This window comes from Rhodococcus sp. KRD175 (assembly GCF_017168275.1).
Lineage (GTDB): Bacteria > Actinomycetota > Actinomycetes > Mycobacteriales > Mycobacteriaceae > Rhodococcoides > Rhodococcoides fascians.
The window spans coordinates 1-15,821 of sequence record NZ_JABFAQ010000009.1 but is presented as its reverse complement, the minus strand read 5'-3'; the positions used below and the strand labels follow the sequence as shown (position 1 = coordinate 15,821).

Sequence of the window (15,821 nt, the reverse complement as noted above, 5' to 3'; positions counted from 1 at the left end):
CATTCGAGGCCCACATCAGCGCGCCTGCCAGCGGCTGAGCATGAGCCGTACTGCTGTACGCAAACGTTTTGATTGACAGTGGAGGTGAAGTGCCGTGCTCGAGTACTGGACGATTCCAACCAGCGACTTCTGGAGACGATGCCCGGCCTGCGGCAATAAATGCACCGCAGAAAGGGTCCGGCGCACTCTGTCCAACCACGAACAGGTTACCAATGACTACGCTGCCTGCTGTGCATGTTCATGGGAGGGCTTCGCGGACATGACACGGGGCGAAGGCGTCCAGTCTCAATGATGCCAGTGCGCCCGGGTTGCGGTGGTGACGGCGCGGACTGCCTATCGATTTCAGACGTGGGCGTCATGATTTTTCTGGGGTTTGACCTCCGGTGCAGTCGTCTTCCGGCATTCTCAGTGCAGAAGATGTAGCGCGCCAATCGTCGTCACCGCCGTACGGCGTCTGCTCACTTTCGGGGAAGTCCTAGCAGGCTCCGCACGGTCTCGTCGACGCTTTGCACAGTCGCGGCCGGGTCAGCTCCCACGAAACTGGGAACAGTGCTGATGTCGCAATACGGTCGCTCGGGTGCGGGTTCGCTCGACACGGTGTCGAGCCAGTCCATGCTCAGCGCGAGCCCGGACACGGCGGTGGTGAGATGCAGCCCCAGCTCTTCTCGTCGGACGGTCAGACGCGCACTGCGTTCGCACTCGGCGCGCACGTACGAGTCGAGGTCGGTCACGGGTACCGCTTCGTCGTTCACGCTGTGATAGAGCAGACGGGGGACATCAGTGGCCGTGGTACCGAGGCGGGCGCGGTCCAGTACGGTGCGAATCTCAGGTTTGCCCCACACCGATGCGAAAGGTTCGGTGAACAAGGTGTCGTACTGTCGGGCGATGTTCGTGAGCTGGTTCGATGTCGAGCATGCAGTGGCCATGGCATCGAGGGTCGTGCGGCCCAGCGGTGTGAGGTACGGGTCCAGTCGTGCTTTCAGATCGGGGTAGGTGTTGCGAAGTCCGGAGACGATGAACAGTCCCGTTCCTGCCTGGGCGGAACCGTCGAGGTTGTACGGCGATTCGGCGAGATCGACTGGTGTACCGCCCATTGCTGCGCCGACGAGGTTGATCTCCGGGGCGTACGTCGCGTGTTCCTCAGTGGCCCATCCTGTGGCGAGCGCGCCGCCGGAGTATCCGGCGGCGCCCACGGGTACCGATTCGGGGAGACCCAGTGGGGCGAAGTCCCGCGCTGCTCGAATACCGTCGAGCACTGCACGACCCGGCTCGACCGCGGCTCCGAATTCGGACAGTGGCCCGCCGTGGTCGGGTATCGACACCGTCCAGCCCCGATACAGAGCGGACTGCACCAGGGCGAGGCCCGCCGAGATCGCCGTGACCCCGTCCAGGGCGGGGTTAGTGGACAGGTTCCTCGACGGTGCACACTGCGGTGCGGTGGCGTCCTCGAACACCTGGTAGGACAACAGTCGATGCGTCGAGGTCCCTTCGGGCGGAGCCAGGACGGTGGTGACCGTGGTGCTGGGTGCCCCCTGTTCGTCGGTGGTGCGGTACAGAAGCTGCCACGCCGTGACCCCCACCGGTACGGGGAGTCCGAACAGGGCGACCGGGGTTGCTCTGGATCGGAGCACTGTTCCGGGCGCTGAGTCTTCGAAACCTGCAGGCGGAACGTAGAATTCCGGCGGCGGCGCATCGGCACCGGCATGGGCGGTCCCCCACAGCGCGGTCGAGGCAAGTGCCATGAGTATCGTTAGGCCGAATATCATGAGGCGGCGACTTACGTTCGACGTCCGCACAATTCGAATGATCACTGTGTGTCCTTGTTCGGTATGCGGCCCGCTGCGTGGCCGCCCTCGGCGGGGCGGGGCGCGGCGCGGCTGTTGTGGAATGGCTGTTCCTGGTCGGAACTGGAATGCCGGACCCTGATCGGGTGCGAGGCAGGGGCCACGGTACGTGCCTGCGGCGTATTGCTCAGCATAATCGCCGAATCGACCGATCTCAGGTCCGTTTTGGCCGCGATCGTTCTCCCCTCATCTTCGAATACGTCGACCCGAAGGTGGAGCCCCCGCTGTGGTGCCTCTCATCACCACGGCCGACTGCAGTTGCAGTGAAACGACGTCCACAATCTGTGTGTTCTGGACGCGCAGCACGGTTTTCGGCCACAGAAACGCTGACCGACTTATTCCTCTTGAACCTGGGCTGTGTAATGCCCGACCAGTACGGTGAACAACTCTGCACGCCGCACGCAGGCCGCCTTGGCATCGTCTTCGATCAGACACTGCACCAGGGTGCCGTCGTGTGCAGCGACCAAAGCTGGTCCCAACGCCGCTCGGTCGGTGATCACGAGCCCGAGCTGGTCGAGTAACTGGTCGAGTAATGGCATCAGTGTGGCGAGAATCCCTTGCTCCCGCGCGATAATCACCCGTTTGAGTGAGGGGTTGCGCAGCGCGTGGGCGGTGAACTCGGCGTTGACCCGATACCACTTGTCGTCAATTGGCACCACCGCTAAAACGCATTCGACGATGTCGCCTAGTGAGTCGACCCGTGGTTGCTTACCGGGGGAGGAGAGCAACGCCTCGACGTCGGCCAGCATTTGAGTCGACCGCTGCTCCCACATCGCAAGGAACAGCTCCTCCAGGGAGGTGAAATTGGAATAGAAAGCACCCCGGGTGAAGCCAGCACGCTCGCACACATGTTCGACACTGCTGTTACCGAATCCTCGTTCCGCATACACCTCCAATGCGGCATCGAGTAGCCGCTGGCGGGTCTGAGGTCGCCGTCGTTTCACCGGTCCGGTGGTGAGGGCCATGTAGGCAGCGTAGCGAACGCGATGCATCTCTGTTTTCCGTACGTTCATGTATTGAATGCGTTACTGTATCGAACGGGGTCGCCGCTCGCAGCACCACGCCCACGGGCGAGGGCTTCGAGTGAAGCCTGCGCGCGAGCTGGGCAACCCGTAATGGACGAAACGTTGTAGCCGAGTTGTTGCCTGACTCGCATCCCAGGACCGTGAGAAGGACAAGAACGCAGATGATGGACGCCGATGTAATCGTGGTCGGAGCAGGACTGGCAGGCCTGGTGGCGACAGCGGAACTAGCCGATGCAGGCAAGCGGGTGTTGCTACTCGATCAAGAGCCCGAGCAGAACCTGGGGGGGCAGGCATTTTGGTCCCTCGGAGGTCTGTTCATGGTCGATACCCCCGAGCAGCGGCGAATGGGTATCAAGGACTCCGCGGAGTTGGCGTGGCAGGACTGGATGGGCAGTGCCACGTTCGATCGCGGTATCGACGATCCCGCTGGTGAAGACTATTGGGGCGGCCAGTGGGCACGGGCGTATGTGGACTTCGCGGCGGGCGAGAAACGATCCTGGCTGCACGCCCAAGGCGTGCGGTGGGTTCCGATCGTGGGCTGGGCCGAGCGCGGAGGTTATTTGGCCGAGGGTCATGGTAATTCGGTTCCACGATTCCACCTGACCTGGGGAACCGGTCCCGGTGTCCTCGCGCCTTTCGAGAAACGTGTTCGCGAGGCCGCAGACAAGGGTGTGGTGCAGTTCGGGTTCCGTCACCGCGTCGACGAGTTGGCTACGACCAATGGCGTCGTCGACGGAGTCCGGGGCGCAATTCTCGAACCCAGCGCATCCGAGCGCGGCGCAGGCAGCAGCCGCGCCGGAGTCGACGATTTCGAACTACATGCAGGAACGGTGCTGGTCACTGCGGGTGGTATCGGCGGAAATCACGATCTGGTGCGGGAGAACTGGCCTGCGCGGCTCGGTGCGGCCCCGGCGTCGATGATTTCCGGAGTCCCCGAGCACGTCGACGGCCGCATGCTCGGCATCACCGAACGCTCCGGTGGGCGCCTGGTCAACAAGGACCGAATGTGGCACTACACCGAGGGCATCAAGAATTGGGATTCCATCTGGAAAAATCACGGGATTCGGATCATTCCCGGTCCGTCGTCAATGTGGTTCGATGCCCGCGGCCAGCGGTTTCCCGTACCGAACTTCCCAGGATTCGACACCCTCGGAACCTTGAAAGCCATTCAGGACAGTGGATTCGACTACTCGTGGTTCGTGCTCACCCAGAAGATCATCGAGAAAGAGTTCGCCCTGTCGGGATCTGAGCAGAACCCTGACATCACCGGCAAAAACCTCAAGTTGGTGCTCGGGCGGGTCCTGCCGGGCGCAAGTGGACCGGTGGAGGCGTTCAAGAAGCACGGTGAGGACTTCGTCGTCGCCGATACCCTCGCCGAACTCGTCGACGGGATCAACAAGATTACCGGGGACGATCTGATCGACCGAGTCGAGCTGGAACGTCAGATCGTGGCCCGCGACCGCGAAACCGAGAACCCGTTCACCAAGGATTTGCAGATATCTGCAATCCACAACTCGCGTCGCTCGCGTGGTGAACGACTCGCGCGAACAGCGTCCCTGCACAAGATCCTCGACCCCAAGTCCGGGCCGTTGATCGCGGTGCGACTTAACATCATCACCCGAAAAACACTGGGCGGCATACAAACCGACCTCGATGGGCGCGTGTTGAGTACCGGCGGTACGGCAGTGCCGGGATTGTGGGCAGCAGGGGAAATCGCCGGCTTCGGCGGCGGCGGTGTACACGGCTACCGCTCCCTCGAAGGCACCTTTCTCGGCGGCTGTATCTTCAGCGGACGGCAAGCCGGCCGAGCCCTCGCCAAGCAGGCATGACGATGCGACTGCGATGGGGTCGACCCAACCTGCGCGCACACGAGGCAATGTCGAAGACGGCATCGGCGTCACCCGCCTCGGCGGTCACCGTGTCGTTCCTCGGCGTCACCACCCTGCTCTTCGACGACGGCGAGTCAGCCATCCTGACCGACGGATTCTTCTCCCGGCCATCGATGACGCGGACGCTGCTGACACCGCTGCGAACAAATCCCGCGCGGATTGACCACGCCCTGAGACGAGCAGGTATCGACACTCTCGATGCAGTGGTTTGCGCACATTGCCACTACGACCACGCTCTCGATTCGGCCCTCGTCGCGCAACGCACCGACGCTGTACTTGTCGGGGATGAGTCGACCGCACTGATCGGTCGCGGAGCCGAGCTACATCCGAGCCGGATAGCAACGGCTCAACCAGGCGATGAACTGGAGCTGGGGCATTACACGCTGACGTTCGTCGAATCAGAGCACTCGACCCCGAACCGGATGCACGGGGCGGTAGATCGCGCTCTCGTTCAACCCGTTCGGGTCAAAGCGTACAAGTGCGGTGCGGCATGGTCGATCCTCGTCGCCCACAACAGAAGCGGTCAGACCGCGCTCGTGCACAGCAGTGCAGGCTTCCGGTCGAACATGCTCGCGGGTCGCACAGCCGACGTCGCATACCTGGCCGTCGGGCAACTCGGTCACCAGTCTCGCAACTTCATCGAAAAATACTGGTCCGAGACGGTCGCAGCAGTGGGCGCACACACTGTGGTCCTCACCCACTGGGACGACTTCTTCAGACCCTTGACCGCACCACTGCGGGCGCTTCCGTACACGTTCGATGACCTCGACGCCTCGTTGAGGACACTGTCCGATTGCGCCCGGCGTGACGGTGTACACCTCGTCGAACTACCCACCCTGTGGCGGCGAACGGACCCGTGGGCCACTCGATAGATCCAGCGGCGCACGCGAACCGCATCGTGTGTTCGACAACCCTCCCCGGCCACGACAACGCAGTGCGCCGTCCACTACCAGCTCAACAGACAGGTGACACCGTGCTCCGCAGAACTCGTTCGCTCCTGATCGTCAGCCTCGCCGCCGCCGCCCTCACCCACGGCGCAGCGGCGGTGTCCGCGCAGCCGGTCGATGATGCATTCTTCCGCTACACCGGTGCGGCCCCACTCGAGAGTTACCCGCCCGGCTCCGTACTCGGTGTGCGCACTCTCCCGTACCACCTGCTCAACGTAGCTACGCCTCTTGATGCAATGCAGATCCTGTATCGGTCCACCGATGCGCAGGGGCGACCGTCCGCCAACGTCACCTCGGTGCTGCGGCCCCCGAACGACCAACCCGACAAGGTCATCTCCTACCAATCGGCATACGACTCACTCAACCCCGACGACGGCCCATCCCGAGCTATCGCCGGCAACACGCCCCTGCTGTCGCTGACACCGAGCGGGCGGAACGTAGACGTCGGCGGCGCTGCCGCATCCGGGGAGGGCGCTGTCATCGCACCCTTTCTGGCTCTCGGTTACACCGTCGTCCTCGCCGATACCCAAGGCCCCACAGCAGACTTCGCAGCAGGGCCCGAATACGGAATGATGACTCTGGACTCGTTGCGAGCCGCCCAACAGGTGCCGGGCAGCGGCGTCACCGACAATTCCCGTATCGGACTGCTCGGATACTCGGGTGGCGCCATCGCCACTAATTGGGCGTCGATCATGGCGGCCGACTACGCACCCGAAATCGCGGACAACTTGCTCGGCGCAGCCCAGGGCGGCTTGCTGGTCAACCCAGCGAACAATCTTCGATACGCCAGCGGCAGCATCAGCTGGGGCGGAGTGGTCGGAATGGCCATCGTCGGCATCGGACGTGCATACGGTATCGACTTCGACCCGTACATCAACGACTACGGCCGCGAGATCATGGCAAAGCTCAACGATGCTTCCATCCTCAACGTCCTTCTGCAGTACCCCGGATTGCGGTGGACCGACCTGGTCAAGCCGCAATACGCTGACCCGAACACAATCCCCGAGTACGTCGACGTGGTCAACAAGATCAACATGGGTCAAGCCGCCGTCCCGACCGTCCCGATGTTCGTCGCGCAAGCATCCAACGGAATTCTCGAAGGCACCCAACCGGGCCCGATCGGCACCGGGCCCGGCGACGGCATCATGGTCGCCGGCGACGTTCGCGCCTTGATGAACAAGTACTGCGCCGCAGGTGTGAGCGTGCAATACGACGAATACGACACCATCAGCCACATTCTTGGAGCCGCACTGTGGCTCCCGGGTGCCGTCGAATGGCTGATCGACCGCTTCTCCGACAAGCCGGCACCGACGAATTGCGGGCGCATCGCCCCCGGAAACTCACTGGCACCTCAACAACACGCATCGCGCTGACAAGCCGCCGCAACGACCTGCACCGCTGCAGAGGAGTTGCCGCTGACGTGTCGATGCGTGAGCTTGCGGACCCGGACTAATTGCAATCCGTTCGCCTGCCATCCCGGGCCGGGCAAGTGCCGTCGAACAAGGCGCGGCAGTCCAGTCGGACAGCGCGTTCCGACACTTTTTACGATCGCCCGGCCGCCTGGACGTGAACTAATCGGCAGGCGCAGTACTGAACGAATTTACAACGGAGGTCATGTGAGAGCGCGTCAAGTTTCCGGCCGGATGTTTTTGACGACCATGGGTCCGATGCACGCTCGAGTCGACGGGCCGACTCACGGACCGGCAATCGTTCTGATCCATGGATTCGCCGGATCCGTTCACTGGTTCGACCGCGTCGTGGCCTCTCTCGCGTCCGACTACCGCCTCATTCGAGTGGATCTGTTCGGACACGGCTGCACGGGTGGAGATCGATTTCTCGACGCGAACTTCCAAGCACGGGCGGTGATCGACATTCTCGAGGCTCTCGGCCTGACGGACGCCACAATCGTGGGGCACTCCTTCGGCAGTGACGTCGCACTGGAAGCGGCTGAATCGTCGTCCCGCATCACTCGGGTGGTCCTGATCAACCAGGCCCCCGACCTGGAATCCGGCCACTTTCCCGCCGGGAACGCGGTCATGACCATCCGATGGTTCGCGCAACTTGCACGTGTGTGCGCGGTCCCTGCGCTCGTATCCCGGATCGGGCACCACGCATTCGCCGACGGCTTCGACGCCCGCACGGGATTCAACAACCCACAACAATCGTTCCACGACTTCACAGCCACAAGCGCGGCCATGTATCGAACCGTGTTGATCGATCGCCGCCGACGCCTGCAGAACAAGCCACTCGACTCCCTTGTCCGGACCATCGACAAACCGGTAACGGTGATTCACGGTCGCGGCGACAAATTCTACGATTGGGAACCGACGCTGGCGCGGTATTCCACTGCCGGTGCTCACACAGTCCTCATAGACAACGCTGGTCATTCGCCGAACGTCGAGCAGCCGGACGAAGTCAGCGCCGTCCTGCGCCGGGCCTCGCGTGCTTGACCTCGACGACTCACCTTGCACGAGCGAGTTCAGCAATCGGACGTGCTCGGCTGTGAGTCGCTGGATGAGGTAACGACAGGGAAGCCTAGGCGCAGGCCGACGTCACTCGCGGCGGCGCGAGACGTTGTCTAAGAGCGACACCGTCTCCGTTGTCGCTCTTGTGTCTCGCTGGTCGACCGTCGACCGAGTTGGTGATTCACTGCTGCATTCAGACGACTACGTCGATATCCGCCACTGCCCACTGCCCACTACCCAGTCCATAGTCCTACCAAGAGGCCCTCGATCCGCATGCTCCACATCGACCACGGTTCGCCCTTGCCGGAGCCGTACATGGGTCACGATCGCTCGCGTGTGGTCGACGTGCTCGACGTGCTCGACGCCCGACCCCGCGCGCCACAAGCTGCTGACCGACCTCCGGGGCTTCTTTCGAACCCGACATGACCTGGCGGCGAACCGATCCAGCGAGGTTCACGCCGAAAGCTACTCATCGGTACAATACGTGAACCTACGGTCACGTAGGTTACCCAGCGACGGAGGTCATCGAATGACGATGTTCGGCATCGACGAGCTACCGGTCAAGCCTCGCATGCGCGGATGGATCCATCTCTACGCGTTCGGCGTCGCGGTCGTGGTCGCAATCATTCTCGTCACAGTGGCGTTCAGCCTGGTGTCCGGCACCGCCGGTGTGGCAAGCGCCGTGTATGCCGTCTCCGTGTGCGGGGTGTTCGGCGTGAGCGCTGCATACCATCGAATCCACTGGGCCACGACGACAAGCCGCACATGGATGAAGCGCGCCGACCATTCGATGATTTTTTTATTCATTGCCGGCAGTTACACACCGCTCGTGGTACTCGGACTCCCCTCCGACACCGGACGCACACTGCTGATCGTCGTCTGGCTCGGCGCGCTCGGCGGCGTCGCCCTCAAAATGCTCTGGCCGCAGTCACCGAGTTGGGTCGGCGTGCCGCTGTACATGATTCTCGGCAGCGCCGTAGTCCCCGTCGCGCCGACGCTCATCGAGCACGTTGGCCATGCGCCGTTCCTGTTACTTCTCGTGAGCGGCATGCTCTATAGCGCGGGCGCAATCCTGTACGCGACTAAATGGCCCAACCCATGGCCCAACACATTTGGCCACCATGAGTTCTTTCACGCTGCCACTGTGCTAGCAGCGATCTGCCACCTCGTAGCAGTTGGGCTCGTAATGTTCTAAGCGTGCGCTTGCTCTGCGCCTAGCCTTGTGCGCGGTCGAGCAGTGGGTAAAGTTGGCTAGTGCAGTGCACTTCTGACATTGTGCAGTCGTCTTCTGAAACTGACAGCCACTAAGGAACATCCATGCGTGATTTCATCTGCCGCAAGTGCGGACAGAAGCTGTCGTTCGAGAACTCACTGTGTCTGAGCTGCTCGAGCGCACTCGGCTTCCATCTGCCGAGCAGAGCCCTCCTGGTGCTCCCGGACAAGGAAGACGGCATCTCCGAGGCCGAGGTGGACGGTGCCGTCTGGAAGACGTGTGCCAATCTCAACACCGCGCGCTGCAACTGGCTGGTCGACGCATCCGATTCCGACGACCTCTGCCTGTCCTGCCGGCTGACGCGGACTCGCCCGGCCGACGACGACCTGGACGCGATGGCCGCCTACGCGGACGCGGAGACCAACAAGCGTCGCGTCATCCTCGAGCTCACCGAGCTGGGCCTCCCGATCGTCGGCCGGGACGAGGACGCGTCCACGGGTCTGATGTTCGATCTGCTCTCCAGCGCCAACCAGCAGGTGATGACCGGGCACAACAACGGTCTGATCACCCTGGACCTCGCCGAGGGCGACGACGTGCACCGCGAGCAGCTCCGCGTGGAGATGTCGGAGCCCTACCGCACGCTGGTCGGGCACTTCCGTCACGAGATCGGCCATTACTACCAGATGGTGCTGGTCGGAGACGGTGAACACCGCGCGGCGTTCGAGGAACTGTTCGGCGATCCGGATTCGAGCTACCAGGATGCGCTCGATCGCCACTACAGCGAGGGCGCACCGGAGGGCTGGGAGGACACCTACGTCTCGTCCTACGCCACCATGCACCCCGCCGAGGACTGGGCCGAGACCTTCGCCCACTACCTGCACATCCGCGACACCCTCGACACGGCCGCGGCATTCGGGATGGCACCGGCCGGATCGACCCTCGAAAGCCCGCTGCCCGGCGAGGTCGGCTTCGATCAGATCATCGACTGGTGGCTGCCGTTGTCGTGGGCACTCAACCAGATCAACCGATCGATGGGTCACCAGGACCTGTACCCGTTCGTGCTGCCGGCGACCGTCGTGAAGAAGATCGGCTTCGTGCACTCTCTGGTGGCACCCAGCGCTCTGTGAGCCTCGCTTACGGTCGTTGAGCTCAGCGCCCAGGGGCGTATCCTGTGTTGTCGGCATCCGCCGATACCGGGTACGCCCCCTGCGCAATAGTGGGCAGAGTGCAGTCGCGGGCAGAGTGCAGCAGTAGGACGAGGTGACCACCATCAGCGAGCAGACACTGAACGCGTCGGGCGCCCTCCCGCGGGTTACCGACTTCCAGCTGAGTCGCCGGCTGGCCGAGGTGGCCGAGAAGCTGCGGCGTCAGCATTCCGATCCCGATCGCGTCCTGGCCATGATCACCGAGGCCGCGGTCGCTCAGGTCCCCAATGCCGAGTACGCATCCATCACGACGGTCATGCAGGGCAAGTTCGTGCACAGCGCCGCTCTGTCGGGAGAAATTGCCGGGCACTGCGACAAGATTCAGGAGCAGCTGGGCGAGGGGCCGTGCCTCGAGTCGGCGATCGAACAGACGACCATCCGTATCGACGACATGGACGGCGAGACCCGCTGGCCACAGTTCACCGATGCAGCGTCTGCGCTCGGGGTCAAGAGCATGATCTGCTTTCAGCTCTACGTCGAAGGGTTCAACTTCGGCGCACTCAACCTGCATTCGACGCGAACCGGCGCGTTCTCGGCCGAGGCCGAATCCATTGGTTCGTTGTTCGCTGCGCACGCGGCCATCGCGTTCTCCAGCGCCCGGGAAGAACAGCAGATCAGGGCCGCGCTGACCAGCCGGGATCTGATCGGGCAGGCCAAGGGCATGCTGATGGAACGCTACAACCTCAATTCGCAGGCGGCATTCGCGTTGCTGGCCAAGCTCTCTCAGGACACCAACGTCAAACTGGCCGATCTCGCCGTGCAGTTGGTCGACGACGCGGCGAAGTCCACCGAATAGCGACCGGAGCCTCGGGCCTCATCGCACGTCGAGTCCGTCGGTGCTGGCAACCGATACGGCGGGAACATCGGTGGCGATGAACACCTCGATCCGCACGTCCTCGTCCAGATAGCGGCTCAGTGCAGCCAGTCCGGTTGTGGCAGCGATGATCTCGTGAACCCGGTCGCCCGAGATGGGATAGTCGTCCACGTCGTGACGCCAATGCGCGGCCACCAGTGTGCCTCCGGCCTCCAGCTGCCCGACGATGCGGCTCATGGCGGCCGCCAGGTCGTCGTCGTCGAGGTAATAGCCCACCTCGCTGACGACGATCAGATCGAACTTCTCGTGGGGATTCGGTAACGCAGATACGTCGTCGGAGAGGGACCACAGTGCGAAATCGACTGCAGCACTCTCGCCTACGCGCGCGCGAGCCGTATCCAGTGCGCTCTGCACCACGTCGGTCGACACCAGATGCTCGCAGCGGGCAGCGAGCTGTTCGGTGAGCACACCGATGGAGCAACCGGGTTCGAGGCCGCGTCGATAGTGCGGCTTGGGCAGCGATGCCAGGGTGAGGGCATACTTGCGACGCTCGTACCACTTGCTGTCGAGCATGAACGGATCCTCGTGCGCGGCATACACATCGCGGAAGTATTCCGGACTCAAGCTCATGCGGACAGCCTACTCATGCGAAGACGACTTCGAACGGACGTCGGAACCGCGTCAGGATGTGCGGTGGCAACACTGCGCGATCCGCCGGGTGATCGGACAGCGGTCGAATCTGAGATTCGAAACGCTCGATCGACGCCCGTTTCGCCTCGACGGCGTGCGCGGGCAGATCGATGCGGCGACTGCGTGACCACGGCACCGCCCGGTGTTCGGGAGTTGCCCAGTGCCACATCCAGATCGGATATTCCACCACCGGTATCCCCACGACGGCGGCCGCGGTGAGGCAGGCACGCGCCGTGGCTTCGTGATCGGGGTGGCCGTCCCCGCGCCACGGCGTCAGGCACCAGGTACCCGGAGTGGCGTCGAGCAGCGGTACCAGCGCGCGGGCCAGAGCGTCCTCGTGCTTTTCGACCTCGCCGTCGGTGAACTGCAGCCGCGTCGGCGGCTGAACGATGCCCAGTTCGGCGAGGGCACGCTCGGACTCGACGGGCCGCAGGGCGCGCAGGTCCTCGGCCGACACCGTCGGAGATCCCGGATGCGAACCGTCGCCGTCGGTGACCGCGACGACCCGCACGTCGACGCCCGCAGCTGCGGCCATCGACAGCAACCCGCCGACGCCCAGTACTTCGTCGTCGGGATGGGGTGCCACGACGACCATGGTGACGACGTCGCTCCAGTGCAGACCGGGAATGGACCAATCTGCGGACAGCCAGTCCGATTCGGCGGTACCGAGGTCGACTTCGGCGTCGAATACGTTCTCTACCAAGGGTTGTCTTCCTGTGCGATGTCGTGTCCGAGGGCTTCGAGGTCGCGTTCGGCGTGGCTCTGTCGCAGATAGACGGTGAGGTCGGCAACGCGTCGAGCATGCTCCGCATCTGCGCACAGCGGGCCGGCACCGAGCGCTCGCCCGACGCGGTCGATGCACTGCGTTGCGGCATCCTCGACGACGGCGCGCACGATGCGAGCACGGATCCGAGCGCGGCCGGAGCGGTCGAACGGATCTGCGTCGACCTCGGCCGCCGCGGTCGTCAGGGCACTCGACGCGGCTCCGAGAGCCGATGCGATGGCACCGAGGTGAGCTGCGCGATGTGGGTCGGGGCGCGAGCGCACGGCCGCATGCAGGGTGTCGGCCACCGCGCAGGCGCTACCGAACCAGACGGCCGACACTCCGATCGCGCCATGCCAGAAGCCCGGCCTGGTCAGGTAGTCCGTCGGACCACCGACCACGACCGCGGGGACACGATCGAATGCCACCGAGCCCGAGTCGCTCTCGCGCATTCCGACGGCATGCCACGTGTTCGGCACCGGGGCAGCACCCGGATGCGTCAGATCCACTGCGAACAATCGCGGCTCGCCGTCGACGCGAGCGGTCACGAGTGCGTGGGTGCAGACGGACGCCCCCGAACACCACGGCTTGGTCCCGGACAGGAGCCACCCCGAATCGCTGCGTACCGCTTCGAGAATCGGAGCCGGGGGTTCCGCAGCCCACACGCCCCAGATCTGGCCGCGCTCGGGCGTCGGGCCGTCGAGCTCGTGCAGAATCGCGATCGCATCGGTGTGTGCCTCGGCCCAGCGGCCCAGAACGGTGTCGTGCCGACCCAGCGCAGCCAGCGACTGCCACCGGTGGTCTGTGTTTCCCGAGCCGGGGAGAGCCAGATCCAACCGCCCATCCGCCTCGAACGCGAGAAACTGCGCGCGCAACGCCGACTCGAGATCGGTGGTGCGATCGGGGGTGTCGACGAATCCGGTGTCGGTCATGCAGAAGGCTCCAGAGAACGAAGGAAGCCGGCCATACCGTCGGGGGCTCTGCCGCGCAGGCGGCCCGAAGTATCGACCGGAATGTCACACACCCTGCGGCACACGGTGCCGCCGAGCTCCAGACGACGGACCAGGTCGTGATCCTCGCCGGTGGCGAGCGGCGCGAACCCGCCGACCGCCCAGTAGTCCGTCGCGCCAACACCCAGGTTGGCGCCGTGGACGTGGGGATGGCCCGCCTCGTCGACGTACTGAGCGTCATAGGAGGAGCGCAGTGCTTCGTTGTCGACGATGTGGTCCTCGAATCGCACCGACACCGTCCCGACCACGGCCCGGGCACCCTCGGCGGCGTGCCGCAGATGCCCCACCAGCCACTGCTCGCCCACCGTCGAGTCGGCGTCGGTGGTGGCGTACCACGTGTCGGCGCGGCCCAGACCGCCGTTGAGGTCCGCTGCGAATCCGGCCGCCCGCGCGGCTCCCACGTTGCGATGGGCCACCGTCACGACCGAGACCGACGGGTGACGCGCCGCGACACGCGCCGAACCGTCCGTGCACGCGTCGAGAACGACCGTCGTGGATACCGTCACCGGGGCGACGTCGGCGACCCGACGTGCGGCCTTCGCCAGGGCATCCAAGCAGGCGTCGAGCAGATCCTGTTCGTCGTGTGCGGGCACGACGACGACGATGCGACGGACTGGAGTGCTGGTATCGACAGTCACGAGCCACCCTTTCGGACACCGGGCCTCGAGCCCGTTGCGGAACCGCCGGTGGCTGGACGGAGTACGTTGCATGCGACATACCCGTTCGCAGACGATCGACACCTACGGCTCGAAGAAGGGGCTCGGGTGGCGGGAAGCTACTCGTATCCGTGGATTCCGTCGTCGTTTTTCGGCAATATCCGATTAGCAAAAGTCCGGGTGGTATGTGTTAATGGGCGTTGCCCCGCGGCAGCACTGCTACTGGGCATCACGACGCAGTACGAAGGATGGTCGGGTCACATGGCAACACAGGTTCGCACACGCAGGTTCGCCCGCATCGGGGCAATTCTCGCAGGTACGGCGCTCGCAGCCTCTGCAGCATTCGGGTCTGCCCAGGCGGCTCCGCTGTGGCCGGGCGGCCCCGACGTGTCGATCCCCGGCGTGCCCGGATCCTCGGACCCGGCGGCACCGGCACCCGCCCCGCAGCAGCGGGTGGCCCCGTTGGCACCCGCGAACTTCGCCGATCCCAGCATCAGCCCGTCCGGCGGCGAGGTCGTCGGAGTGGCGCAACCCATCGCGATCCGCTTCGACGAGGCCATCGGAGATCGCGACGCCGCACTACGCGCCATCCGCGTCACCACGAACCCGTCCGTCGAAGGCCACTTCTACTGGATCAACGACACCCAGGTGCGGTGGCTGCCCAACGAGTTCTACCCGGCGCACACCCAGGTGACCGTCGAAGCAGGCGGCGCGAAAGCCGAGTTCTCCACCGGCGACTCGATCATCACCACGGCCGACGACAACACCAAGCAGATCACCGTCACCCGCAACGGCGAGGTCGTTCGCACGATGCCCACCTCCATGGGCAAGGTCGGCCACGAAACCCCGAACGGCACCTACATCGTCGGCGAGCGCTTCCGCGACATGTACATGGACTCCTCCACCTACGGGGTGCCGGTGGATTCCGAAGAGGGCTACCGCACGTACGTCGAGTACGCCACGCGTATCTCCTACAGCGGCATCTTCGTCCACGCCGCGCCGTGGTCCGAGTCGCAGCAGGGCTACTCCAACTCCTCGCACGGCTGCCTCAACGTCAGCACCGAAGACGGCAAGTGGTTCTTCGAGAACGCCCAGAAGGGTGACCCCGTCATCGTCGTCAACACCGACGGCGGCACCCTCAGCGGATCCGACGGCCTGGGAGACTGGAACCGCTAGACGGTATGGAGGTCTTGGCTGGGGCCCCTCCGCATGTAAGCGTGGGTTGCCGACAGGAGTGGGTCCTGGCCGGTAGAGCCACAGATGTGGGAGGCCCCAGTGAAGAATCATCGTACGAGTGTTG

At 64.2% G+C, this 15,821-nt stretch carries 14 protein-coding genes; 8 read left to right on the top strand and 6 right to left on the bottom strand.

Features of this window, described 5'->3' with window-relative positions; translation table 11 throughout:
• Positions 1-458 precede the first annotated feature (458 nt).
• Both J1M81_RS15980 and J1M81_RS15975 read right to left on the bottom strand, forming a co-directional pair.
• Positions 459-1,742, bottom strand: coding sequence for a lipase family protein (locus tag J1M81_RS15980; RefSeq protein WP_206498336.1), 1,284 nt, complete (start codon positions 1,740-1,742; stop codon positions 459-461).
• Positions 1,743-2,179: 437 nt separating this feature from the next.
• A complete protein-coding gene (locus tag J1M81_RS15975) occupies positions 2,180-2,809 on the bottom strand; it encodes a TetR/AcrR family transcriptional regulator (protein ID WP_032375683.1) in 630 nt (209 codons plus the stop codon).
• 224 nt (positions 2,810-3,033) lie between these two features.
• Between J1M81_RS15975 and J1M81_RS15970 the strand changes: the two genes are divergently transcribed.
• The 7 genes from J1M81_RS15970 to J1M81_RS15940 all read left to right on the top strand — a co-directional run bounded on the left by J1M81_RS15970 (position 3,034) and on the right by J1M81_RS15940 (position 11,384).
• Positions 3,034-4,698, top strand: a complete 1,665-nt coding sequence (locus J1M81_RS15970; protein WP_206498350.1) for an FAD-binding dehydrogenase — start codon at positions 3,034-3,036, stop codon at positions 4,696-4,698.
• Positions 4,699-4,700: 2 nt separating this feature from the next.
• Positions 4,701-5,630, top strand: a complete 930-nt coding sequence (locus J1M81_RS15965; RefSeq protein ID WP_206498349.1) for an MBL fold metallo-hydrolase — start codon at positions 4,701-4,703, stop codon at positions 5,628-5,630.
• A gap of 101 nt (positions 5,631-5,731) precedes the next feature.
• Positions 5,732-7,078 (top strand): lipase family protein, encoded by a 1,347-nt coding sequence (locus tag J1M81_RS15960; RefSeq protein ID WP_308051281.1) that lies wholly within the window; start codon positions 5,732-5,734, stop codon positions 7,076-7,078.
• 294 nt (positions 7,079-7,372) lie between these two features.
• Entirely contained in the window at positions 7,373-8,155 is a 783-nt protein-coding gene (locus J1M81_RS15955; protein WP_196249617.1) for an alpha/beta fold hydrolase, read from the top strand.
• 544 nt (positions 8,156-8,699) lie between these two features.
• Positions 8,700-9,365, top strand: coding sequence for a hemolysin III family protein (locus J1M81_RS15950; RefSeq protein WP_032375661.1), 666 nt, complete (start codon positions 8,700-8,702; stop codon positions 9,363-9,365).
• 122 nt (positions 9,366-9,487) lie between these two features.
• Positions 9,488-10,510, top strand: a complete 1,023-nt coding sequence (locus tag J1M81_RS15945; RefSeq protein WP_032375660.1) for a putative zinc-binding metallopeptidase — start codon at positions 9,488-9,490, stop codon at positions 10,508-10,510.
• Positions 10,511-10,643: 133 nt separating this feature from the next.
• A complete protein-coding gene (locus J1M81_RS15940; protein ID WP_206498335.1) occupies positions 10,644-11,384 on the top strand; it encodes a GAF and ANTAR domain-containing protein in 741 nt (246 codons plus the stop codon).
• 18 nt (positions 11,385-11,402) lie between these two features.
• Here J1M81_RS15940 and J1M81_RS15935 read toward each other — a convergent pair whose 3' ends face one another.
• Genes J1M81_RS15935 through J1M81_RS15920 form a run of 4 tightly spaced genes read right to left on the bottom strand, consistent with a single transcriptional unit; the run spans position 11,403 to position 14,503 of the window.
• Positions 11,403-12,032 (bottom strand): class I SAM-dependent methyltransferase, encoded by a 630-nt coding sequence (locus J1M81_RS15935; RefSeq protein WP_032375659.1) that lies wholly within the window; start codon positions 12,030-12,032, stop codon positions 11,403-11,405.
• Between the two features lie 13 nt (positions 12,033-12,045).
• The gene (locus J1M81_RS15930) at positions 12,046-12,795 is read right to left on the bottom strand and encodes a PIG-L deacetylase family protein (protein WP_032375658.1); all 750 of its coding nucleotides are present in this window, start codon (positions 12,793-12,795) and stop codon (positions 12,046-12,048) included.
• On the bottom strand, positions 12,789-13,787 hold the full coding sequence (locus J1M81_RS15925) for an acyl-CoA dehydrogenase family protein (protein WP_052061719.1): 999 nt from the start codon (positions 13,785-13,787) through the stop codon (positions 12,789-12,791). The genes J1M81_RS15930 and J1M81_RS15925 overlap by 7 nt, the downstream gene beginning before the upstream one ends.
• Entirely contained in the window at positions 13,784-14,503 is a 720-nt protein-coding gene (locus tag J1M81_RS15920; protein ID WP_032375657.1) for a glycosyltransferase family 2 protein, read from the bottom strand. Before J1M81_RS15920 ends, J1M81_RS15925 begins: the two co-directional genes overlap by 4 nt.
• A 279-nt stretch (positions 14,504-14,782) precedes the next feature.
• On the opposite strand from J1M81_RS15920, the gene J1M81_RS15915 reads away from it, so the two are divergent.
• On the top strand, positions 14,783-15,697 hold the full coding sequence (locus J1M81_RS15915) for a L,D-transpeptidase (protein ID WP_206498334.1): 915 nt from the start codon (positions 14,783-14,785) through the stop codon (positions 15,695-15,697).
• The last annotated feature ends 124 nt before the right edge of the window (positions 15,698-15,821 follow it).

What these genes read in the sequence shown, in the direction of transcription:
- J1M81_RS15980 (WP_206498336.1), bottom strand. Translation starts at nt 1,742, where the DNA reads ATGGCACTTGCCTCGACCGCGCTGTGGGGGACCGCCCATGCCGGTGCC.
- J1M81_RS15975 (WP_032375683.1), bottom strand. Translation starts at nt 2,809, where the DNA reads ATGGCCCTCACCACCGGACCGGTGAAACGACGGCGACCTCAGACCCGC.
- J1M81_RS15970 (WP_206498350.1), top strand. Translation starts at nt 3,034, where the DNA reads ATGGACGCCGATGTAATCGTGGTCGGAGCAGGACTGGCAGGCCTGGTG.
- J1M81_RS15965 (WP_206498349.1), top strand. Translation starts at nt 4,701, where the DNA reads ATGCGACTGCGATGGGGTCGACCCAACCTGCGCGCACACGAGGCAATG.
- J1M81_RS15955 (WP_196249617.1), top strand. Translation starts at nt 7,373, where the DNA reads ATGCACGCTCGAGTCGACGGGCCGACTCACGGACCGGCAATCGTTCTG.
- J1M81_RS15950 (WP_032375661.1), top strand. Translation starts at nt 8,700, where the DNA reads ATGACGATGTTCGGCATCGACGAGCTACCGGTCAAGCCTCGCATGCGC.
- J1M81_RS15945 (WP_032375660.1), top strand. Translation starts at nt 9,488, where the DNA reads ATGCGTGATTTCATCTGCCGCAAGTGCGGACAGAAGCTGTCGTTCGAG.
- J1M81_RS15935 (WP_032375659.1), bottom strand. Translation starts at nt 12,032, where the DNA reads ATGAGCTTGAGTCCGGAATACTTCCGCGATGTGTATGCCGCGCACGAG.
- J1M81_RS15925 (WP_052061719.1), bottom strand. Translation starts at nt 13,787, where the DNA reads ATGACCGACACCGGATTCGTCGACACCCCCGATCGCACCACCGATCTC.
- J1M81_RS15915 (WP_206498334.1), top strand. Translation starts at nt 14,783, where the DNA reads ATGGCAACACAGGTTCGCACACGCAGGTTCGCCCGCATCGGGGCAATT.